20 protein-coding genes are annotated in these 23037 nt (G+C 43.9%); 7 read left to right on the forward strand and 13 right to left on the reverse strand.

Translation table 11 applies throughout. The features are described from left to right. Window positions 1–101 precede the first annotated feature (101 nt). Complete coding sequence (locus PN499_RS16445) at window positions 102–4703, reverse strand: tetratricopeptide repeat protein (RefSeq protein WP_272033155.1); 4602 nt, start codon at window positions 4701–4703, stop codon at window positions 102–104. 132 nt (window positions 4704–4835) lie between these two features. Here PN499_RS16445 and PN499_RS16450 point away from each other — a divergent pair, with 132 nt between their 5' ends. Genes PN499_RS16450 through PN499_RS16470 form a run of 5 tightly spaced genes read left to right on the forward strand, consistent with a single transcriptional unit; the run spans window position 4836 to window position 6228 of the window. Further along, window positions 4836–5039, forward strand: coding sequence for a hypothetical protein (locus PN499_RS16450; RefSeq protein ID WP_272033156.1), 204 nt, complete (start codon window positions 4836–4838; stop codon window positions 5037–5039). After that, entirely contained in the window at window positions 5017–5421 is a 405-nt protein-coding gene (locus PN499_RS16455; protein ID WP_272033157.1) for an MAPEG family protein, read from the forward strand. The genes PN499_RS16450 and PN499_RS16455 overlap by 23 nt, the downstream gene beginning before the upstream one ends. Before the next feature lie 30 nt (window positions 5422–5451). Beyond that, window positions 5452–5640, forward strand: coding sequence for a hypothetical protein (locus tag PN499_RS16460; protein ID WP_272033158.1), 189 nt, complete (start codon window positions 5452–5454; stop codon window positions 5638–5640). Further along, the gene (locus tag PN499_RS16465) at window positions 5609–6001 is read left to right on the forward strand and encodes a hypothetical protein (protein WP_272033159.1); all 393 of its coding nucleotides are present in this window, start codon (window positions 5609–5611) and stop codon (window positions 5999–6001) included. The genes PN499_RS16460 and PN499_RS16465 overlap by 32 nt, the downstream gene beginning before the upstream one ends. 38 nt (window positions 6002–6039) lie before the next feature. Beyond that, window positions 6040–6228, forward strand: coding sequence for a hypothetical protein (locus tag PN499_RS16470; protein WP_007357207.1), 189 nt, complete (start codon window positions 6040–6042; stop codon window positions 6226–6228). A gap of 115 nt (window positions 6229–6343) precedes the next feature. Here PN499_RS16470 and PN499_RS16475 read toward each other — a convergent pair whose 3' ends face one another. From PN499_RS16475 to glyS, 6 genes are all read right to left on the reverse strand, one after another. Further along, a complete protein-coding gene (locus tag PN499_RS16475; RefSeq protein ID WP_272033162.1) occupies window positions 6344–7093 on the reverse strand; it encodes an amino acid ABC transporter ATP-binding protein in 750 nt (249 codons plus the stop codon). Continuing rightward, window positions 7059–8525, reverse strand: coding sequence for an ABC transporter substrate-binding protein/permease (locus PN499_RS16480; protein ID WP_019487624.1), 1467 nt, complete (start codon window positions 8523–8525; stop codon window positions 7059–7061). The genes PN499_RS16475 and PN499_RS16480 overlap by 35 nt, the downstream gene beginning before the upstream one ends. Before the next feature lie 199 nt (window positions 8526–8724). Next, window positions 8725–10479, reverse strand: a complete 1755-nt coding sequence (locus PN499_RS16485) for an iron uptake porin (protein WP_272033164.1) — start codon at window positions 10477–10479, stop codon at window positions 8725–8727. Window positions 10480–10865: 386 nt separating this feature from the next. Continuing rightward, complete coding sequence (gene murD / locus PN499_RS16490) at window positions 10866–12215, reverse strand: UDP-N-acetylmuramoyl-L-alanine--D-glutamate ligase (RefSeq protein ID WP_272033166.1); 1350 nt, start codon at window positions 12213–12215, stop codon at window positions 10866–10868. Between the two features lie 59 nt (window positions 12216–12274). Further along, window positions 12275–12526, reverse strand: coding sequence for a hypothetical protein (locus tag PN499_RS16495; protein WP_272033167.1), 252 nt, complete (start codon window positions 12524–12526; stop codon window positions 12275–12277). 134 nt (window positions 12527–12660) lie between these two features. After that, window positions 12661–14886: a glycine--tRNA ligase subunit beta gene (gene glyS, locus PN499_RS16500; protein WP_272033169.1), complete on the reverse strand. Its 2226-nt coding sequence runs from the start codon at window positions 14884–14886 to the stop codon at window positions 12661–12663. 285 nt (window positions 14887–15171) lie between these two features. On the opposite strand from glyS, the gene PN499_RS16505 reads away from it, so the two are divergent. Together PN499_RS16505 and PN499_RS16510 are read left to right on the forward strand one after the other, a co-directional pair. Beyond that, entirely contained in the window at window positions 15172–16320 is a 1149-nt protein-coding gene (locus tag PN499_RS16505) for a HetZ-related protein 2 (protein WP_272033171.1), read from the forward strand. Window positions 16321–16645: 325 nt separating this feature from the next. After that, entirely contained in the window at window positions 16646–17746 is a 1101-nt protein-coding gene (locus PN499_RS16510; protein ID WP_272033224.1) for an ATPase, T2SS/T4P/T4SS family, read from the forward strand. Window positions 17747–17819: 73 nt separating this feature from the next. Here the strand turns inward: PN499_RS16510 and PN499_RS16515 are convergent, their stop codons facing one another. From PN499_RS16515 to ruvA, 6 genes are all read right to left on the reverse strand, one after another. Further along, window positions 17820–18770: a PmeII family type II restriction endonuclease gene (locus PN499_RS16515; RefSeq protein WP_272033172.1), complete on the reverse strand. Its 951-nt coding sequence runs from the start codon at window positions 18768–18770 to the stop codon at window positions 17820–17822. Between the two features lie 32 nt (window positions 18771–18802). Then, entirely contained in the window at window positions 18803–19990 is a 1188-nt protein-coding gene (locus PN499_RS16520) for a DNA cytosine methyltransferase (protein ID WP_272033174.1), read from the reverse strand. Window positions 19991–20098: 108 nt separating this feature from the next. After that, the gene (gene aroF, locus PN499_RS16525; RefSeq protein WP_272033176.1) at window positions 20099–21160 is read right to left on the reverse strand and encodes a 3-deoxy-7-phosphoheptulonate synthase; all 1062 of its coding nucleotides are present in this window, start codon (window positions 21158–21160) and stop codon (window positions 20099–20101) included. 70 nt (window positions 21161–21230) lie between these two features. Further along, complete coding sequence (locus tag PN499_RS16530) at window positions 21231–21683, reverse strand: PAM68 family protein (RefSeq protein WP_272033178.1); 453 nt, start codon at window positions 21681–21683, stop codon at window positions 21231–21233. Between the two features lie 115 nt (window positions 21684–21798). Next, complete coding sequence (rpsO, locus tag PN499_RS16535; protein WP_272033180.1) at window positions 21799–22068, reverse strand: 30S ribosomal protein S15; 270 nt, start codon at window positions 22066–22068, stop codon at window positions 21799–21801. Window positions 22069–22399: 331 nt separating this feature from the next. Further along, the gene (gene ruvA, locus PN499_RS16540) at window positions 22400–23023 is read right to left on the reverse strand and encodes a Holliday junction branch migration protein RuvA (protein WP_272033182.1); all 624 of its coding nucleotides are present in this window, start codon (window positions 23021–23023) and stop codon (window positions 22400–22402) included. Window positions 23024–23037: the final 14 nt, after the last annotated feature.

The following is a 23037-nucleotide window of genomic DNA, read 5'->3' on the forward strand; positions in this document are numbered from 1 at the left end:
ATTGTAGCAGAGAGAGGGAAAAACAGAAGCAAATTCTGCTCAGACAGCCTACTCACATTCAAATCCCCAATCCAAATGTGAGTAGATTGTTGTGGGCTGATTTATGCCTCAAGCCGAATCCCTGAGTCTTGACACACCCTTGTCAAATTTGGACTGTAATAAGGGTCATTGTCAATATACTTTTGCCAACGACCTTCTATAATCTTTGATTCTCGATCCAAGCGGGCTTTCTTCTCTGGATTATCCTCATAACCCCGGCTCTTAGATTCGTGATGGTAAAGAACCACATGAGGCAAGTAAATATTGCGGTAGCCCTTTTCTAACATCTTCAAACACAAATCCACATCATTGTAAGCTACAGTTAGCTCTTCATCAAACCCCCCCACACTCTCAAATACTTCCCGGCGACACATTAAACACGCAGCCGTTACCGCTGAAACGTTGTTAAGACCGATCGCATTCCCAAAATATCCTGGGATAGATCTAGACATATGATAATAGCTGTGACCTGCAACTCCCCCCCCCAGACCCATTACAACTCCAGCGTGTTGAATTTTGTTGTCTGAATATATTAACAAATTACCCACAGCTCCAATTGAGCTTCTTTGAGCTTGTTCAACCATTCCCTCAATCCAATCGGGAGTAATTACTTCTGTATCGTTATTCAAGAACAGCAAGTAATCTCCCTCAGCTTTACTAGCAGCGTAGTTGTTAATCTTAGAGAAATTGAAGGGAATATCTAAGAGATAACTCTTAAATCTTTTTGATTCCTTAGCTTTCCATTTCGCTAGAATTTCTGCCGTATGCTTCTCTTTACTACCGTTATCAATAACGATAACTTCGTAATTTGGGTAAACGCTTTTAGTAAAGATAGACTCCAAGCAGTTATCCAACACATCGCCTAAATCCTTGGTTGGAATGATGATACTCACCCGCTTGTAATCAGTAATTTTGTAGCGGACAATAAAATGTCCCAAAAACTCAGGAACGCTTTCCACTTGTCCCGGTTCACCCCTTCTCTCTATTGCCTCTTGCAAAGCTTTTTGAGATGCTTCGTAGGCATAGGGTTTTGCATCAGTTCCCCCAGCCGCAGAACCAGCGTGCATTCTCCAGTGGTAGAGAACTTTAGGAATGTGAAAGATTTTGTCAGTCTTTTCCGTAAACCTCAAAACTAAATCGTAATCTTGACCTCCCTCAAAACCTACTCTAAAACCACCAATTTCATTGATTAGCGATCGTCTGTAAGTTCCCAAATGACAAGTATACATCCGAGATAAAAATGAATCAGGACTCCATTCTGGCTTAAAAAACGGATTTATTAATTCCCGATCTTGATAAATTTTATCTTCATCTGAATAAATCATGTCCGCTTCAGGATGGCGGTTTAATAGCAAAACTACTTCATACAAAGCTTCAGGTGTCAGAGTATCGTCGTGGTCTAGTAGCGATATAAATTCTCCTGTAGCCAACTCCAAAGCGGAGTTTGAACTGAGAGAAATGTGACCGTTTTTAGTTCTATAAACTACTTTGATCCGACTATCTTTAGCTGTATATTCTGACAATATTTGCTTCACATGAGTAGCCGTTGATGCGTCGTCCGCAATACACAATTCCCAGCAAGGATAGATTTGATGCAAAACCGAGTCTATGGCTTCCCTCAGATAATTTTCAGGCGTATTATACACAGGCATGATAATACTAATCAGTGGCTTGTAGCTAAAGATTTCTACCGTCTCAGCCATCTTTCGCAAATCTGCTTCTCTGGGGCTGTTCTTAGCACGCCACCTTGTGTAAGCTGAGTCTTGACCGAGAAATAGTGCATCTCGGAGATTTTGATAATCCAAACCAAAAAGTTTGGGGTCGAGTTTGCTCGCCGTTTCGTAGGCTTCCAAAGCTTCTGAAAGCCGCTCTTGTTTAGCTAGAGTTTTCGCTAAATTGTAGTAAGACCAACCAAAAGTAGAATCTACCTCGATCGCTTGACGGTAAGCGATAACAGCTTCATCTAGGCGATCTTCTTGTTGAAATACGTCTCCTAAGTTATGGTAAGACCACACGAATTGGGGATTGAGTTCAATCGCTTTACGGTAAGAATTGATAGCTTGCTCCAGTTTACCTTGCGCTCTGTGGAGATCCCCTAAGTTGTGGTAAGTCCCGAAGTAGTTTGGGTTAACTTCGAGTGCTTTGGTGTAGGCTGCAATAGCTTCCTTGACTTTACCTTTTGCTTGAAAAGTCTCGCCTAATTTGTGGTACTCCGTATCTGCACCAATATTATCAATAGCTTTGCTGGAAGGTGCGATCGTTAAGCCATCACCCCCATGCACCGTTTTTGTCACCCCTTTTTTTTTTAACACCTCTTCCAACCGCGCCGAAATTCTCCGATCGCTAGGCTGAATCTGCAACGCCATCTGATAAAAAACGATCGCCCCATCCAACCAACCCTGTCTTACCAAAGCATCAGCCAACCCCACATAAAGATCGGCATCATTCGGCGCAATCTCCAAAGCCTTATGATACAGTTGCACATCATCGGGGTTGTACTCGATCGCCTCCCGATAAAGCTTACTCGCCGCCTCTAAATCCCATTGAGCCCTCTGTCTAATCGCATCAGCTAATTTTTGAGGTAGCCAAGGCAGATCCGGCTGAATCTCAGCAGCACGGCGGTAAGACGCGATCGCCTCATCCCACTCTTCCTGATGCTCTAAAGCTTGCCCCAAATTGTAATGAGCCCAAGCAAAATCTGGGTTAAGTTCCAACGCCCGCCTATAAACGGGAACCGCTTCCTCCCAACGTTCCAGCTCGATTAGAGCATCTCCTAAGTTATTTTGCGACCAGAAGAAATCTGGGTTAAGTTCAATTGCACGGCGGTAAGCTGCGATCGCCCCCTCCCAATCTTCCAGCTTCACCAAAGCCTCAGCTAAATTACTATGCGATCCAAAATGGTCAGCATTAAGCTCAATTGCCCGCTGGTAGGCCGCCGCCGCTTCTTCCCAGCGTTCCAGTTTCAGCAGCGCATCCCCTAAATTGTTCTGCGACCAGAAAAAATCATTTTTAACTTGATTCGCGCCAGCATAAGCCTCAGCAGCTTCTTCCCATCTTTCCAACTTCACCAGCGCATCGCCTAAATTATTATGCGACCACGAATGATCGGGATTTAACTTAATTGCGCTTAAGTAAGCAGGAACAGCCTCCTCCCACCGTTCCAACTTCATCAGCGCATCAGCTAAATTATTGTGCGACCAAGAATGGTCAGGATTTAACTCAATTGCACGGCGGTAAAAAGCAACCGATTCTTCCCAGTTCTCTTGATTTTTAAGGATTTCTGCTAACTCGTGGAATCCCCAAGAAGAACTAGGATTTAACTCCAGTCCCCGACGATAACAATCAATCCCCTGCTCTAGTTTCCCTTGTTCCAAGAAAGTTTTAGCTAAATTAATATATTCATCGGCTGTTGCCTTACTCGGATCGAGATTAAACCCTCGATACCAACATTCGGCTGCTTCCTGTGGCTTCCCTACCTGTGTCCACAGTTTGGCAAAATTGCGGTAAGCACCAGCGAAATCTGGTTTAATCGCGATCGCCTTTTGATAAGCTGCGATCGCCGATTGCCATTGTTGCTGACCCCCATATAGACTACCCAAATTAGCGTAAGCCTCAGCAAAATTCGGGTTAATTTCCAAAGCTTTGAGATAACAGTTTTTTGCATCCTCTACCTTGCCCATAGCTTGCAAGGCATTCCCCAATAATTTGTATATTGCCGCATCCGGTTTAAGTTGTAGCGATCGCCTACAGGCCGCGATCGCTTGGGGGAATTTCCCTTGTGCTAAATACCCCTCCGCCAAGATATTGTATGCTTCTGGGTCTTCTGTACTAATGCCGACTGCCGGTGCCGCAGGGCGCTGCTTAACAGTACCATTCGTCCTACTTGCCGAAGGCAGAGTATCCATACCCTGACTTGCCGAAGGCAAAGTATCCACGCCTTGACTGGCTGAAGGCAAAGTATCTATAGCTTGACTTGCCGAAGGTAGAGTATCTACACCCCCACTTGCCGTTTTGCCATTCGTAGCCTTCAATTCAATCGCTTTTCTATAATAGGGGGCGGCTTGCTCCAAATTACCCGCTTGCTTGAGAGCATCCCCCAAATTTTGGTAAGCCTGGGCCAAATTAGGATTTAATTTAATGGCGCGGCTGTAACAATTAACTGCCTCCTGTAGCTTCTGCTGCTGCAACAGGCTATTACCCAAATTCATGTGTTCCTCTGCCGTTGCCTTTTCCGGTTCCAGAGTGAATGCCTGATACCAGCAATCTTGAGATTGGGCATCCTTACCCATTTGGGCTAATACTTTAGCCAAATTCCGGTATACTCCCGCGAAATTTGGTTTCAGCGCGATCGCTTTTTGATAATGAGTGATGGCCTCCGACCATTTTTGCTCAGCGGCGTAAATACTGCCCAAGTTGGCATAAGCTTCAGCAAAATTTGGCTGAATTTGAATTGCCTTAGCATACCAGTGCCTTGCCTCCTCAACGCGACCTTGAGCTTGGAGGGCATTGCCCAAAGTTTTTAGAGCCTGTGCAAAATCGGGTTTTACCTTCAGGGCTTGTTCGCAAGCAGCGATCGCTTCCTCTACTTTCCCTTGGGATAAATAGATTTCTGCCCGTTGGTTGAAATGAACCGCTGTCGATTCGGCATTCACTGTCGATTGCATATTTGCACAAGCTCCAGAAGCAGCAATATAGTTATGACTTAGCAATATTAACTCAAGATGCACGCCTTAACGCTGAAAATTTTGCGATCGCGTGAGATGGTTAGTTATATTGACCTGTGCTGACGCTCACCCTTGCGATCCTGTTCCCGGCTACCTGCTATCGCCTGCACATCTCTATACAAACTGAATCAGGGAGTATTAGCGATCGGCTCAAAAATCGCGATCGCCACAAAATCAGAGTCAGGAACCAAGTTAGCGGGAGCTCTGTGTCAGTCTGATAATTGTTATAATATATGGATAGATTCTTGGGAGAATGCCCGTGTCGCCTTGGCCTAGTTTAGTAACTGCCTCAGCTTTACTCGTCTACTTAGTTTTCATCCTCAACGTCGGGAGAGCTAGAGCTAAGTATAAAATATCTCCCCCCCAGATGACAGGGAATCCTGACTTTGAGCGCGTGGTGCGCGTTCAGCAGAATACTTTAGAGCAACTTGTCATCTTTTTGCCGTCACTGTGGCTATTTTCCGAGTTTATCAGTCCAATTTGGGCTTCTGGAATTGGTGCATTTTGGTTAGTTGGGCGCATTTTATTTGCTTGGGGTTACTATCAAGCTGCGGAGAAACGGATGCTCGGTTTTGGAATTACTTCTTTAGCTAATTTTACTCTCCTTGGGGGCTCTTTAATCGGCATAATTTTGCAAATATTTAAGACTTCTCCATAGCTAATTGAGTCAAATAAACTAGGAAAAAATATGTCAGAGAAAGATAAAGATAAAGTTAAATTTGAAATCAGCCAACACCTCTTTGAGCAGCTTTCTGAATGGCAAGATAAAATGGAAGCAGCAGATCGATTAGCCGATGAGTCAGAGAAAAGGGAACCAACTATAACTGAAACTCATCCAGATATTTATGAAAGTCCTTCAAAAACAGATAATTCCTAGTCTGGGAATTGCATTATTTTTGGCAGCAATCTCTGTAATTCCTGCCTTGGCTAACCCTTTGACCAATAGTCAAATTCAGCGGGTGAATAGCGGTTTATTTAGATCGAATTCTCAAGACTTTTTTGAGGAAGGTAGACGTAAATTAGACAGAGAAATTGAAATTTTGCTCCAAAGACTGTTAACCTCCGATCGAGAGATACTTGAGATTGATGAGGAACTGCGATCTGAGCTATGCAGGGGGGAATTGAAAATATCAGCACAAGAGTTAGATAGAATGGACAATCACCAACTCAACACTCTTAATGCAAGAGTTAAAGAGATTTGTACGGCTAATCCACATAAAGCTGAGGCTATAAATTGATATAATAATATCATGTCCGGCAAATTGCTAACGTAGTAATGACGACGAATCGAGAAGAGATGGAAAAACTGAAATTATTAATGTTAGAAGCTGAAACGGCGGGTCAATTAGCTGCCTTAATTATTGACTTCACCCATGAAGAAATAATGCAGGTTTATAGGGAACTCGTACTAGAACAGCAAGCGAGAATTCAGGCAATTTGGAAGACATATTGGTTGAATAGCTAATATCAACTCTGGGTTCATTATCCCTTTTTCTTATAGTCCGCGTAGGCGGACTTTGTTTGTGTAGTAGCGATTTCAATCGCCGACAAATAAAGGGGATAACTAACCCGATTTAATATTAAAGCATTTTTTCCAAAAATTGCTTGGCGCGATCGCACTTCGGGTTACTGAAAAACTCCCTCGGCGGTTCATCCTCAGCCACTTTTCCACCATCCAGAAATAATATCCGGTGAGCTACTTCCCGCGCAAATCCCATCTCGTGAGTGACAATTGCCATTGTAATTCCCGTCTGCGCTAAAGCTTTCATCACATCTAACACTTCTTTAACCATTTCTGGATCGAGTGCAGAAGTCGGTTCGTCCATTAACAAAATTTCCGGTTCCATTGCCAAGGATCGTGCGATCGCCACCCGCTGTTTTTGTCCTCCCGACAGCTTAGAAGGGTAAACCTCCGCCTTATCTGACAAACCTACTTTTTCAAGCAATTCTAGTCCCTTTTGATGCGCCTCATCCTTAGCAACCTGCTTCACCTTTATAGGCGCATAAATCACATTTTGCAGTACCGTCATGTGCGGGAATAAATGAAAATGTTGAAACACCATCCCTACTTTCTGGCGAATTTTCATAATATCTACATTCGCCGAAGTAATATCAACTCCGTCAATGTAGATATTTCCAGAAGTAGGAATTTCCAGTAAATTTAAACAGCGTAAAAAAGTAGACTTACCGCACCCGGAAGGGCCGATAATGGCAATCACTTCTCCTTGATTAATCTCAGTGCTAATCTCGCGCAAAACCTTGAGATTACCAAAGGATTTATAGAGTCTGTCAACCTTAACTGCTACTTTGGAGTCTGCGTTCGAGTACATTTGCCCCCCAAGTTAAACTAAGCACCATTAAGTAGTAAATTATCCCCACAAATATCAAAGGTTCAAAGTAAATATACTTCTCTGCTCCAACAATTGTAGCGCGACGTAGCAAATCTTCTACGCCAATTACTGAAACTAAAGCTGAGTCTTTCAACAAAGCAATACTTTCATTTACCAAGGCAGGCAAAATATTTTTTAAAGCCTGCGGTAAAATAATATCCCCCATCATTAGTTTGTAGGGAACACCAAGGGACTCTGCTGCTTCCTTTTGCCCTTTATCTACAGCTTGAATTCCAGCGCGAATTGTTTCGGAGATATAAGCCCCAGAATTGAGGAAAAAAGTAATCACACCAGCTTGCAGCGCTGATATATTATACCCCGTAAGCTGTGGCGTTGCAAAGTAAACTAAAGTTAACTGCAAAATTAGGGGCGTTCCCCGGAAAATTGAAGTGTAGCCGTTGGCAAATAAGGAAAGAGGTTTAATGGTAGAAATCTTAAAGAGAGACAGGACAATTCCCCAAATAAATCCCAAAAATGCTGACAGCAGGGTAAATGTTAATGTGACCCAGATTCCGCCTAAGATAAAAGGCAGATTCGGCAATATTTTGCCAAAATCTAGACCAAATTTTGGGGTAGCGGCTGGCTGATCTGTAGTCGGTTCTTGAGCTATTGGTCGAGAAAACCACTGGGTAGCTAGTTCCTTAAGTTTACCATTGTCTTTCATTTGCTGGAGGACGCGGTTAAACTCTGGAACTAATCGCGAACCCTTCGGAAAGGCGATCGCAGAACCGCTTTCTTCAGTATTAGGAATTACATTAAATTCTAAGTCGGGATTTGATTCTGCATAACCCTTAGCAACAGTATCTTCAATTATCCCGGCAGTCAGTCGATTGGATTTAACTTCTTGAATGATATCAGCAATTTTATTTAGGGAAACTACCTCCACTCCCGCCATCTTTTTGACAGCTTCCTGCTGAATACTTCCCAGTTGTACGCCTACTTTTTTACCTGCTAAATCTTCAGGTTTGGTTAGTTTGCTGCCTTTATTAGCGACAATTGTATTTTGAGCTTCGTAATAAAGATCGGAAAAATCAACATTTTTTTTCCGTTCAGGTGTGGGAGTCATCCCTGCCATGACAAAATCGGCTCGCCCTGCTTGCAAAGCAGGAATTAAGCCGTTAAAATCCATACCGATGATTTGGAATTGATAGCCTAATTCTTTCGTAATATATTTGGCGATATCTACGTCAAAACCGATAATTTCATTACCACTAACAGCAGTATCTTTAAATTCATAGGGCGGGTAATCAGGGGAAGTCGCCATTGTTAAAGTCTTGTTGGCGGTTTGAGAATAACTCGCGATCGCAATCAATGAGAAAGCGACGGCGATCGCAACCACCATCAAGGATTTTAATTTTTTCCACCGTTTCATCTTCAGCATTCCCCTTAACAATCCCAGCAAACTAGGTAAACACTTCTGTGGCTTAGTTTAATGCGCCACCGTCCCGGCGGTCAAGATACCGCTAGGACGGCGGCGCTACCAACAATTATAGTAAGTCTTCTTCCAAATAGATAATTATCACATAAATTTACTTGTAGGGTACATAATTAATGCACCCTACTTATAGGGTCTAGAAAGTAAAGCTAGTTCGCAGAACTCCTACCCATGTTGTACCATTGTCGCTGTCGTGATCTGTATTGGTAATCACATAAACGCCAGGGGTAACGCTGATAAAGTCATTCACTTGGATGCGATATAGAGCTTCTACGTGGAGAGAAGTAGCATCATCTCTATTACTCTTAATATCATTCTCAGTCACCTTTGGCGGTATACCAACAATGATGCCACCAAGGTTGCCTTCTTTAAACAAATCCGGGAAAGCAAAAGCGATCGCACCGTTCCAAATCCCCGCACTTGCATCTCCCCCAGACAACTGTTTAGCATCTACATATCCTACCCAACTTGCAAGGGCAAATCGAGGGGAAAGTTGCCAACTTACCTCAAAACCGTAGTGATTTCCTCTGGTAGCTTCTTGGCCAAAAGGCTCATTAGCATTATTGCTGCCGGTGCCTATAGACAAGTTAACATCATTGCGGCGGGAGTAACTTCGGACATAACTTAATGCCAGATCGATCTGAGGAGTTGGCGAATAGGTCAATTGAGCTAAAGCGCCGTAGCTACCATTAAAAAGTCCGTTACCTTCAGTAGGATCGGCCGCAGTATTAGCGAGATAGCTCAAAGTTAAATTCAGCTTATTTCCTAATCGGTGATTAATCGCAATTCCTGTTTCTCCAGGGGTGTTGTAAATAGCAGGATTGAAGGCCCCAAACCGAGAAACAGCACCGTCAGCGGAACCCGCTAAATAGGGATTAATAATCGGCCCCACATCGTCAGAAGTAAGTCCTTTTGCCCCAATTTCAACAGTAGTGTTATTACCAAGAGGAAAGAGATAGCTTAATTTATCGAGAATGATTTGGGAACCGTCATCGCCGTCAAAGTTCGTGCGAGTCATTGGGGTTCCAGTTGTGCGATCCAACCTCGCCATATTTCTCGCTTGCAACCTGGTTCTCAATCTGTCTTCGCCAGTAAAGCTAGTGTCGAAATTCAAGCGCACCCGGTAGCCAAAGTTTGTATTAGTATTATCATCATCAACAGCGCCGTCTCCGAAGGTATCGGTGATTCCCCAAATGGTTTCTCCATTTAGCTTGGTAGTGGTTGAGAATTGATTGGCTTCGAGTTCCGTTGCCCGCGCTTCTAAGCTATCTACTCGACCTCGCAGAGTAGCTAATTCGGCGGCAAATTCTTCTTGCAATCGTTGCAATACCGCTAAATCTTCTTTGGTGACAAAGTTAGCTGTAGCTCCCCCTATTAATCTGGTAATTTGGTCTAAGCAAGCGTTTAATCCTGCGGCAAATTCGTATCGAGTTAATGCTCTATTACCGCGAAATGTACCATCGGGATATCCCGCTATACAGCCATAGCGTTCTACGAGGGATTGTAGGGCTTGAAATGCCCAATCTGTCGGCTGTACGTCGGATAGTTGAGATACTGATGTCACCTGACTCATGGAGTTGGTAACTTGCGATTTAGATACAAACTCTGTCTGAGTAGGATAATTTTGCTCTGGCTCAATTGCGGTGGGTTGCGATTGCTTTACTTCGTTGGCAATGACGATGGGGGCAACTGCGTTTGATGTGTTGGTAATATCCTCAACTTCTGAGTCAAATTGCTTTAGTTCGTTGGTAATTGCAATGGCATCTGTAGTATCAGAAATTTGACTAACAACCGCAGTTGTTTCTGTAGCAATAGCTATGTTTTCTACTAGCAAGGCATTGCTAATAACAGCTAGGCAAAACCAGAAGTTTTTCCCAAAAAATTTTGACATTGTTGCTACTCACACCTAATTAGAACTAGGGACTAGGGGCTAGGGGAAGAAGGGAATAGAATCAGAGGGCTAGGGTTAATAAAACCAACATCGTAAATACACCCTTGATTGCTGGAATCTAGATGTTACTGGATATCCAATCCAGTTGCTTAGCGATCGCCCATGCTTTTACTGGCAACTCTAATCTGCTTTGAGGATAGAATAGATGGGTACAGGATAGGATAGCAATAACAACTATGCAGCCAAATTTGATTTGACCGCTAAATTTAGACGCTCTCGCTCTTGAATAACTTGAATATTACTGCCTTATGAAATTTTTTCTGTCAAATTTGATATTTTTTAACGCAGGAAAGGAAAAATTTTACAAATTCTTTTCCTTCCTGCTTCTAAGGTAGCGACTCTAGGCATAACTGCCGGAAATCATCTCCTCGTTGCTCAAAGTTCTGATATTGGTCGAAACTAGCACAGGCTGGTGACAGCAGGACAACTTTCGCGTTATGCTCTTTAGCAAGTTCCGAACTTCGGGAAACGGCTCGTTCCATTGTTTCTACTATTTCCCAGTTGTTGTAATTAGCTTGTTGTAAACGCTTGGCGAAGGTGTCAGCAGCGTTACCAATTAGTAAAACGGCGGCGGCTTTGGCTTGAATGGTTTCGATCCAGGCGATATCGTCGCCTTCTTTGGCTTCACCGCCTGCAATTAGGATCGCGGGTGTCGCAACGGAGGCTAATCCGACTTCGGCTGCGTCGTAGTTGGTGGCTTTGCTATCATTAATAAAGTCTATGCCGGCCCAAGTGCGGATGTGTTCGAGGCGGTGGGGCACTCCGGGGAAATTAGCAATTGCTTGCGCGATCGCATCTTTCTCAATTCCTGCTAAACGCGCTGTCGCTACTGCCATCAATAAATTCTGCTGATTGTGAGATCCTACCATCCGCAAAGAATCAACGGGCAGAATTTTTTCATCCAGCGCGATCGCCCATCCATCTTCAATATACGCACCGCGCGCCGGATCTCCCAACAATTCCGCTTTACCTTTAACACTTGTCCAGCAAGCTTTTGGCCAACTTTCCACCCCTTTTTGGCGCAAATAAGGGTCATCTCCATTAATCACTTGCAACTCGGATTGCTTTAGCAAATGCGCTTTAATGTTGTAATAATTTTCTAAGGTTTTGTGGCGGCTGAGATGATCGGGAGTAAAAGTCGTCCAAATACTAATTTTAGGCGCAATTGAGGGCGATGATTCAATTTGATAACTGCTCATTTCTGCAATTACCCAATCGGGAGGCTTTTCGCCCAAAGCTAACTCACAAGCAGCATAGCCAATATTGCCACAAGCCGGAGCGTAAAAACCCGCCGATTGAAAGATAGCAGCAATCAGGGCGGTTGTAGTGGTTTTGCCGTTAGTGCCGGTGATCCCAATCCAAGGCTGAGATTGCAGATGTCGCCACGCGAGTTCTACTTCTCCTATTGTCTCAATTCCGAGCTCTCTGGCGCGGATTAATGCTGGTAAATCCCAAGGAACGCCAGGGCTCACAACTATTAATTTTAGAGGTGTTGCTGGTGCAAATGAATGGCACAACTCAACTGCAATACCTTCTGTTGCGAGTTCCTGTTGTTGCTGTTGTAAGATTGGGGAGGAGGCGCGATCGCTCAGCGTTACTGAGTAACCTTCCCGTTTTAATAGTCGCGCAGCAGCAATTCCCGATTTTCCTAAACCGATAATATAAGCATTGGGCATAGATTAAATGGCAGCGTCCCTGGTTTGACCAATCTTTATGTTATCACTTAATAGTATTTTTAAGGAATACGTCTTTCAAGTTCTTCTATTTTTTCGTCTAAGCGGACAATTTCTCTGGCTAAAGAGCTATTTACAGAGCCTTGGATCAACGAATAGAAAAGTAGCACGCTAAATAAAAACGAAAATAATTTGACTGACTCCGAGTTACTTGCTGCCAATATTAAGCATATTGTAATCATTATCCCGGTAATGATACCGGAACCCCATGTTAAGGGTTTTGCTAGTTTACGAATTAGCTCTCTCTCATTCATCGTTTTCTACCTTCGCTGCAATTTAAATTTTTTGCAATTATATTCAACTCTATAAGATGTTCACTGCACACTTACGTAACGCCGAGCTCAGTTGCGGTCAATTACCGCCCAGAGGGCGGCGTTACAGAAAGATTCTAACTTTTGACAATTTGACCAAAATCTGCTAATATCCGCGCATGATTCCGCAACAATCCCAATAAATTTAAGCGATTTTGCTTAATTTCAGGATTAGAATCCATCACTAAAACACTTTCTGGCCCATCGAAAAAGTTACTAACTGCCGGGGCAATTTCCGCTAAACTATCTACCAATTGCTGATAATTTCTACTTTCCTTAGATGCCTGAGTTTTCGGTACTAACTGCACAATTGCATCATAAAAAGCTTGTTCAGATGACTTTTGGAATAGTTTCGGATTAACAAACTTTTTAGGTTCTAATTCCATCTTATCTAAATCCCCCTGACTTGCTAACCGAGTTGAGCGATTAACAGTTTCGTAAATCTTATCCAAAGTGCCGTTATCGCGGATATTTTGGAGGAAAACTGCCCTTTCTAAGGTATCTAATAAATCTTGCAACGCCCGTTTAGTATATTCTAGATCGTTCTCTCCTAAAACTGCATTTACTAAGTCATAATCAATGCGTTTTTCCTCTTGTAACACAATGCGTTTTTCCTCTTGTAACAGCGTGCGGATGCGTTGTACGAAAAAGTCAGACAAGTCTGGCTGCAAATATGACAGCGTGCGGATGCGTTGCACGAAAAAGTCAGACAAGTCTGGCAGCAAATCTGGCAGTGCTAGGGGGCCATTTTGGGTAAATTCATTTACAACTTTTTCGATTAATTCGTCTAAATCTAGGGGCAATTGTGCCGCCCAAGTTATGTTAATTACCGCATTGGCTGACCGCCGCAAGGCAAAGGGGTCGGAGGAACCTGTTGGTTTCATCCCCAAACCAAAGATACTGACTAAAGTATCTAATTTATCGGCTAAAGCGACAACTTGACCTGTCAATGTTTGCGGTAAAATATCCCCTGCACCTCTGGGTAAGTAATGTTCAAAAATAGCCGTTGCTACTGCTTCCGGTTCGCCGCTAGCTAAGGCGTATTTTTGCCCCATGATTCCTTGTAATTCGGGGAATTCGTAGACCATTTGGGTAACGAGGTCGGCTTTACAAAGTAAGGCGGCGCGTGTAATATTTTCACGTTCTGCTTCTGTTACTTGCAATTGGTCGGCAATTAGGTTAGCTATTTTACTGAAGCGATTGATTTTATCCCGAACAGTGCCTAAATCTTCTTGAAAGGTGACTTTTTCTAATTGCGGTAAATAGCTTTCTAAGGGTTTAGCTAAGTCGGCTTTATAGAAAAAGTCGCCGTCAGCTAAGCGAGCACGAACTACTCGCCCGTTACCAGTGGCAATTACATCAGATTTTTCTGGATCGCCGTTGGAAATTGTGATGAAATAAGGTAATAATTCGCTGGAAGCTTCGCTTTTCAGGATGGGAAAATAGCGCTGATTTTTGACGATAATTGTGGTAATTGCTTCGGGGGGCAATATCAAAAATTCTTCGTCAAATTTTCCGACTACTGCTGTCGGCCATTCGACTAAGTTTGTGACTTCTTCTAACAATTCAGTGGTAATATCGGCTTTGCCGCCTTGTTTTTTCGCGGCGGCTTCTACTTGTTCTCGGATTTTAGTTTGACGCTTTTCTGGGTCAACTTCGATGTAGGCGGAACCCAGAGATTCTAGATAAATCTCAGCTTTGGGAATAGTGACTGGTTGCGGATGTAAAACTCGATGTCCTTGGGATATGCGATCGCTGTTTACGGTCTCTGAACCGTTGACTAATGTTATCGGCAATACGGCATCATCTAATAATGCTACCAGCCAGCGAATCGGTCGGGGAAATTTTAATTCTCCGTCTCCCCAACGCATTAATCTTTTACCTTCCAATTTGCTAATCCACTGGGGAATTAGTTCGGCTAAAATATCTGCTGTGGGACGGCCTGGGATTTTTTTAAGGATAAAAATAAAGTCGCCTTTGTCTGTGGGACGAATTTCTAAACTGTCGATTTCTACGCCTTGTTTTTTGGCAAATCCTTCTGCTGCTTTGGTGGGTTTGCCATCTTTAAATGCTGTGGCGGCGGGTGGCCCTTTGATTTCTTCTTCGCGATCGCTTTGCTGGGTTGGTAGTCCTTCGATGACAACTGCTAAACGTCGCGGGGTTCCATATACATTAATTGCATCATTTGTCAAGGATTGTTCGGCGATCGCAGCCGGAATTAGTCGTTGCCATTGCGCGATCGCTTCTTTGACAAAGGTTGCTGGTAATTCTTCTGTACCGACTTCTAATAAAAATGTCGCCATATCACTTATTGTTATTTTTGTCAATAGCGTTGAGGACTTAACCATTAAAATCTGAAACTTCGACCCCCCCAACCCCCCCTTGTTAAGGGGGGGCTTTTGATTCCCTGCTGTTAAGGGATTGATGTCCGTCCTACTGCTGGTGATGCTAATACCCCTTGTTAAGGGGGCTTTTGATCCCCCCCTTAACAAGGGGGGTTAGGGGGGTAAGTCCTAAAACAATCAACTTGCTAGTTCAAGCAATATCCAAAAAAGGCCCAAAAGTTGAGCATACCACGTAGAATCGGGATGAAACCAATCTTTCAACACCTGATGACTTTGGCGGAAGAACTGGGACAAAAATGGAGTGCGCGACTCCAACAAGATTATCCCGATATGAGCGCGATCGCGATCGAGAGTATTGTACGCTGGCTGTTGGGAGAAAAGCCAGAGCGGTTTGAAGCTCTACCTCCCGCTCAAAGGGCGATCGCTTCCCAAGCGATAGAATTTCAGTATGGGATTTTGCGACAGAGATATCTGGGAGTAACGCCAGAACAAGCTTACCGCAACTTGATCGGACGCTTGGGGGGTTTAGTCGTGTTGCGGGAGAAAATCAAGGCGTGGGTAGCATTAAGTCGCGATCGCCAGCGAAGTGCGGTAGAAGTATTACAAGAAGTAATTCAGGAAATGCTCAAAGGCGATCGCTACCTCCAGCAACAAATCGCCTGGATTGCTGAATGTACAGCCGATAAACGCCTCCGTAACGCCTTATTACTAGCGAATTTAGAAGAATATTGCTTGCGTCCGATTCGCAACCAACCGCTCTTAGTTTACCGTTTCGTTAACTACCTGCATCGCACCCAGCGAGGCGGCTTAACTCAAGTCCCAGCAGGCGATTGGGTGCGATTAGTCTCCGAGGAAATTGTCCCGCAGGATGCTGATGATAAAGTTAGCCTATTAGATGAACAAGCCGTAGAGCAATATCGAGAAAATCAAGCTTGGGAAGAGCAACAAGGACTCAGAAAGAAAGTACAAGTGGAATTTCAGGCTTATTTAGCAGATGAAGTCGATCCGATGGCCGCCGAATGGCTGCGACTGTACTTATTAGGACGTTCTCAAGAAGCGATCGCTCAAGCTTTAAATATACCAGTCAAGCAGATTTATCGGCTACGGGAAAAAGTTACATATCATGCTATTCGTAACTTTGCTGTCAAAGGCGCACCCGAATTAGTTGCAAATTGGCTAGAAACTTCCTTTGAACACAATTTAGGTTTACCGCCAAAGCAATGGCAAGAATTCTGGGAAAGCTTGACACCAGTTCAAAAGCAATTAATTCAAGATTTGAAAGCAGGTAAAACTGTAGATGCGATCGCGTCTGAAATGAAAATCAAAACCAATCACGTCATCGGCGAATGGAGCAAAATATATTTAGCCGCCCAAAACTTGCGGAATGGGTAATTGGTTATTGGTAATGGATAACTGCAATCTTTAGGTGTAAGATAAAAGCAGCACTCCCAAATTCTGAGGATTTTCTACCCGCGACAGGCGTTAATTGTTTTGACAAGGCACTCAACAGTAAAAAGAGCTAGAGTGCTTTTCCCAGATTGGGGATGTCAGACTTGAACAATACCGCTTCTAGTTCAACTAGAGCAGCTAAGCGCAAAGTTCTCAATTTTTGGTGCATCCGATTGTCGAGGGAGTTGCAGCTTTTAGTCGCACAAAAGAGGTTGATTTGCCTGTAAAAGCGCGATCGCTCGCGTCTGTCCAAGACACCAATGGGCCAATGCTATCCAAAACTCAAACTGACTGGGCTGCTGAAATGGCTTCCGAGCAGGTATTTTACCTGATTGATACTGTTCTACCTTTTGAAGCCTGCCTCTATTATCAAGTTCTGCCTCTCTCCCTAGAAGGTAGCATCTTTAAACTGGGTATTGTCGATCCGCAAGATGACTTAGCTTTGGACTACGTGCGGCGAATTTTAGCTTATATGAATTGCTCAGTGGTGACACAGCCGATTTCCTCGGAAGCTCAGCGATCGATGCTTTCGGCTTACTTGTTCCACACCAGCCAGCCACAGGAAACAGCAAAGGGAACGCCAGAGGGAGCAACTGTCAAAACTGCTGAAAACATTGCAGCGACTGGGGCTGATGATACCACTCTAATTTTAGTTCAGGAGCACGTTGATGGGTACAAACCTCAAACTCGGACAAGTGAACCATCCGCACCTGCAATAGCTAAACCGAGCCGATCTGAGGTTTCAGAATCGGGCACGCTGGATGTTTTAGATGTGCAAGCTTTATATTTATCTAGTCCCGTTGAAATTCTGGCTACTTTGCCACCGAAACAGTTATTACCAGAATTATTAGCTAGAGTTTTAGAGGGGGGAATTGGCCGACTATTTTTTGAGCGGCAGCATTCCCAAGGTAAGATTTTGTGGAGTCAGGATGGGATTTTAAAATCCGTATTGGAAGGTTTAGATGGGACGGTATTTCAAGGGGTAATTAATGAGTTAAAGCTGTTAACTCAATTGCCTTTAATTCCGCTGGAAGCACCTAAACAGGTAGAGATTGAACGAGTTTATAAGCAAAGTCATTTGCTCTTGCGGTTGCGAGTGATGCCTGGAACTCACGGAGAGGAAGCTACGCTTCAGGTTTTACGGGGAGCAGCTTTAAGGTTTTATCAGCAGCAACAGTTGTCTAATTTGAACAGGGATGCCTTGCGACTGGCGGAACAGCTTCAGCGGAAGGTAAATCAAATTCGCGATCGCACTCGTCTTGCTACTATGCCTGTAGATATTTCCGCTTTAGAACAGTTGCTTAAGAGTGTAGATCGGCAGCTTGAAGCTTTGATGGCTGAAAATAAACTTCATCATCCCGATCCTTAGATGAAGGATGTTGACGGTACAAGTTGATTGATTATTTGTTTGGACTTTTTTTGAATCTACTTGTGCCGATGGCTCAAAATATATCTTTTATATAGTTGGAAACACCTTGGCTACCGTTTCCATACTTTCTAGTGAATTCATTAATAAGCCGTTGAGCTGCGACTTCTATAGCATCATAAATTGAACTTTGTGCTAAAATTTGATTGGCTGACTGACGTAGGGTTTCAAATAGGTTATCAGTATATTCAGGATCTTCGCTCACAAAATCCCATAGTTCTCGACCAATTAAAGTTGTAATTTGCCAATTTGGTAAAAGTTGTTTCAGTAAACCAATTGTTACAGTCTGGTTAGTTCTCTTACCATAAGCTATACCAATACAACCTTGCTCGCCTTCATTAAATTTTTCTTGAATTTTTACGGCCCAATATACTATCTGGTCTTTATCCATATCATTCGGTCCACTTTTTACCTGAATCCAGCATCGATCGCCATCACTTGTAGTCTTAATTACGTCCCATCCAGACTTACCAGGAGGACTAGCAGCACTTTCCGAGCAAGATATCAAAAGTTTCTGGATAAAAAATCCCATTGATGTGACAATAGATCTAGTAGCGCTCATAAAAACATTAAGTCTCACCACTTCCTCTGGAGTTTCTAGATTTAGCGCTCTAATTAAAAATGGGTTAGGGTTAATTTTTTCTAAAGTCAAGTTTTGGAGCATAGTTAGTTGTCGCCTTGTGAAATCACGACAGATACTAGCTAAAAAATTCTCCGCTACTGTTAATTGTGGCGCAAGCTTACCGGATGCGATAAAAGCTAAAATACGTTCAATTTCATCATCAGTGAATTTAAGTGCTCTTTTACCAAAAATACTCCTAACATTTGTCAGATTTTCAGCTTTTAGAAGTAAAAATTCTTCTATATCTGCAAAGTGACCCGCAAAGCTGGCAGCTTTTGTGGCAGGAATTCCCAGTTCTTTTTCTAAAATAAATCCTAAAAGTTGATGAACCTGTTCTTCCGACATTATTGTAATTATAAAGTTGACGATAAAATTATTTAAAACAGAGAAAGCTGCTCAAAAATTTCTCTACCTTTAACTCGATCGCCTCTGATTATCTGGTAAAGATAGTGAGCGATTGCTGACCCCAAAAGTACCGGAACTGCATTTCCAATTTGCCGATACTTAGACGTAGTAGAACCATGAAAAACCCAGTCATCAGGGAAAGTTTGAATGCGTGCAGACTCTCTGACACTCAAAGGGCGTAATTCATCTGGGTGACACATATCAGTAGCCTTTTGATGAGGGCTAGTCGTAACCGTAGGTGATGGTTTATCCCATGTCAATCGCCGATAAAATCCAACTTTTCCGCCTTCAGATTTGTAAGCACCTCCCATTGCTTCCTGCTTTAACTCATTAGGTAAATTTTTCCAATTCTCACCAGCTTTTAACAGGCGCAAATACTTAAGACGAGCTTCAGAATAAGGAATATACTCTGGCTGAGGATCGATTAATCCTTTTAGTCCTTCCTTGAGTGTAATCCATTTTTGCAGTCTACTTACGCCACTTTGACTATGAGTAGGGAGCGGTAAAGTCACTGAATCGCTACCTTTATAACCAATAAAAATAACTCTTTCTCTAACTTGAGGTACGCCGTAGTCAGCAGCATTTAGTAACTCATAAACAACTTCATAGCCAATGCGTTTTATCTCTGCTAAAATCACTTGCATAGCAGCACCCGCCATCTCATCAGGTGCAAGATTTGGGTAGTTTATCCCTCTTTGTTCGTGAGGTCGGTGACGAATTGGGGCTGATAGCAATCCTCGGACATTTTCCATTATAAAAAACCGAGGTTGGATTTCTTCAACAATGCGGATAAAATCCATAAATAAGCTGCCACGCGGATCGCCAACAGACCCTCTTTTTCCGGCGGTACTGAATGGCTGACAAGGGGGGCCACCAGTCACAAGGTCTACTTCACCAGGGCGCAAAGGTCTATCTATACCTAATATCTTTCCACCTTCTTTAAGAAGAGTTTGAGCGCTGACTTCGCGAATATCTCTCGGTATCGCACATAGTGAAAGGTGGGGGCGGTTGAGAGAGATAGTTTTGACAGCATCAGGTTCAATTTCTACTAAGCTTACTGTCTGAAATCCGGCTTTTTCTAGCCCTAAATCTAAACCGCAAGCTCCGGTAAATAAACTAACAGATATTGGCTGATTATTAATCACCAACTTAATCCTCATACCAAATTACATTCAAATCGCAAACCTGCCCTCACTAATTAACAATGTAGGGGCAAGTTTAAAACCTGCCCCCACATTCTTTCTACATCTAAATTAACAACTAGCAACCTAAGCCAAAACTGGCACAGGCTGCGGCCAACGCTTCACCGCTTTACCAATCACGGCCAATTCACCCACCAATTGATCGAATTGATCTGGTGTCAAAGATTGCGGCCCATCCGATAACGCCTTCTTGGGATTCGGGTGTACTTCAATCATCAACGAATCTGTACCAGCCGCGATCGCAGCCATCGCCATCGAGGGCACATACTCCGCCAAACCAGTCCCGTGACTAGGATCGATCATAATCGGCAAATGAGTCAGCGATCGCAACACCGGAATCACCGACAAATCCAACGTATTCCGCGCATACTGGCGGTCAAACGTCCGAATACCCCGTTCGCACAAAATCACATCAGGATTACCAGCAGCCAAAATATACTCAGCCGCCATTAGCCAGTCTTCAATCGTCGCCGCCATCCCCCGCTTCAGCAGCACAGGCTTATTCCGCGCCCCCACCTTCTTCAACAGCGAGAAATTCTGCATATTTCGCGCACCCACTTGGATCACATCGGCTACTTCCTCGATCGCATCCAAATCAGCCGCATCCATTACTTCCGTAATAATCCCCAAACCGCTAGCTTCCCGCGCCGCCGCCAACAGTCCCAAAGCACTTTCGCCGTGTCCTTGGAACGCATAGGGAGAAGTCCGAGGTTTGTAAGCCCCACCGCGTAAAAAATGAGCACCAGCAGCTTTCACCCGCATCGCCGTCTCAACGATCATCTCCTCATTTTCCACCGAACAAGGCCCAGCCACGATCGTCAGCGGGTGATGTAGACCAATTGGTACGGTTCCTGCGGGAGTAGACACCAACACCTCGCTCGGTTCACCCTGGCGGTACTCCAGAGAAGCCCGCTTATAAGGACGTTCCACCCGCAACACTTCCTCAATCCAAGAGCTCATTTCCCGCAATTGCAGGGGCTCCAGTTCAACAGTATCGCCCACCAAACCGATCACAACCTTATAACGCCCGACAATTTTTTCTGGTGTCAGACCCCAAGTTGTAGTTAGTTCTTCATTAAGCTTGTCAATTTCGGCCTCTGGAGTGCCGGCCTTCATCACAATAATCATTTTTGTTCGTTGGTAATTGGTTAACAGTTAAACAGTTAACCGTTAACAGTTAACAGTTAACCGTTAACAATTAACTTTTTGGCTTTGCCGATCGCCACGCTGCCCGCATCCGTCCAAAATTGGTATTGAATTCTTCCCAACCAATGATGCTACCCGGATTTTCTTCATCCCAAGATGCAGAGAGGACACCATAACTCAGCCCTAAAACCCCTAAACCGAAAAAGCCCATGCTCAAAAGTACAACCACTGAGTTTGGTAAAGCCAACCAGCCCTTACTCACAACTAAATAACTGGCAATAAACGTCGAAATTCCGGCTGCTGTAGGTACGCCGCATAATAGTGCCATGCGGCGGATCATGCGTTTGCTGACCACATCTGGAATCGACATTGATGCCTGTGAGGTGGAGGGCTGCTTTGTGTCCTCAGCGACCTTTACCTGGGGTTCTGGGGGGGCTTTAGGCTTTTTTTTCGTTTTTTTAGCCGGTTCAAAGGGCAACCGCTCTTTAGGAGGTTCTGAGGACATAGAAGAAGGGGCTAGGGGCTAGGGGCTAGGGGCTAGGGGAAGAAGGGAATAGAATTAGCGGGCTTTAGCAATTTAGAGTGTCTTAAATGCCTTGGCGATTGCTATATTTCTGACTCTAGCCGCGAATGCCGAGGCGAGCAATTAAAGCTTGATAGCGAGCTCTATCTTGTTTCTGGATATAGCTTAGCAGGCGGCGGCGGCGACCGATTAACTGCATTAAACCGCGTCGGGAAGAAAAATCTTTTTGGTTGATTTTCAGGTGGGCGCTGAGTTTGCTAATGCGATCGCTCAGCATGGCTACTTGTAGGTCTGCCGATCCTGTATCGGTTTCATGGGCTTGATATTGACCCATGATTTCTTGTTTGCGCTCTTGTGTTAGTGCCATGAATCGAATTTATGTTTTACTTTACTAATGCGACAATCCCTAATAATATCACAAGGGATATAAAATTTTGCAGTCGCGATCGTCTTGTCAGGGCGAACACATCCGATCGCATCTGAATACCATTCTCTTTAAGCCGCTGGGAGTTTTAACCCCCATCTCAAACGTGAAAGTCAGTTAAAACCGACTGAAAAGCTCATCTGACAAGAGCTCTCTTGCAAAAGTATATCGAGCTCATTAGTCCGCGTAGGCGGACTTTGTTTGTGTAGACGCGATTTCAATCGCCGGGATATTGTCACGGGATATTGTCAATAGCTTTCGCTTACCATCCCTATTATCGACTCAACCAGGCGATCGCTTCTCGAATCCAATCTTCCGCATTACCTTTCTTTAACAAACTCGGATCTTGACTAAGAGCCTGTAATGCTTGCATTACCTCCGCTCCAGTATATCCCAAAGCGAGTAAAGTCATCTCCACTTCTTCTTGAATAACTGAACTGACTCCCGCAGGTACAGATGTTGACAAACCCTCTTGATTCCGCCATTCTGATAGTTTAGTTCTCAGTTCCAAAGCAAGGCGTTCGGCAGTTTTGTTACCAACACCGGGAGTTTTGGCCAAAATGCGAGTATTACCCCCAACTATAGCTTGAACTAAGTCTTGCAATCCTAAAGTTTCCAAAAGTGCGATCGCCAGTTGTGCCCCAATACCGCTAACACTGACTAATTGCCGAAATAAATCTCGTTCCGCACCGGAAATAAAACCGTATAATACCATTTGGTCTTCCTTAACTTGTTGGTGAGTGAAAACTTGCACCACTTCCCCCATTGCTGGCAATTGTCCCGTCATTCGAGGCAAAATTTGCACTTCATAACCGATTTGATTGACTTCCAGAATCAGCATGACGCGATTGTTACCTTTTTGGATATCTGCTACCGTACCTTTGAGATAGTTAATCATTACAACTAAGTCCT

The sequence above is a fragment of the Kamptonema animale CS-326 genome (assembly GCF_028330895.1).
GTDB lineage: Bacteria > Cyanobacteriota > Cyanobacteriia > Cyanobacteriales > Microcoleaceae > Kamptonema > Kamptonema formosum.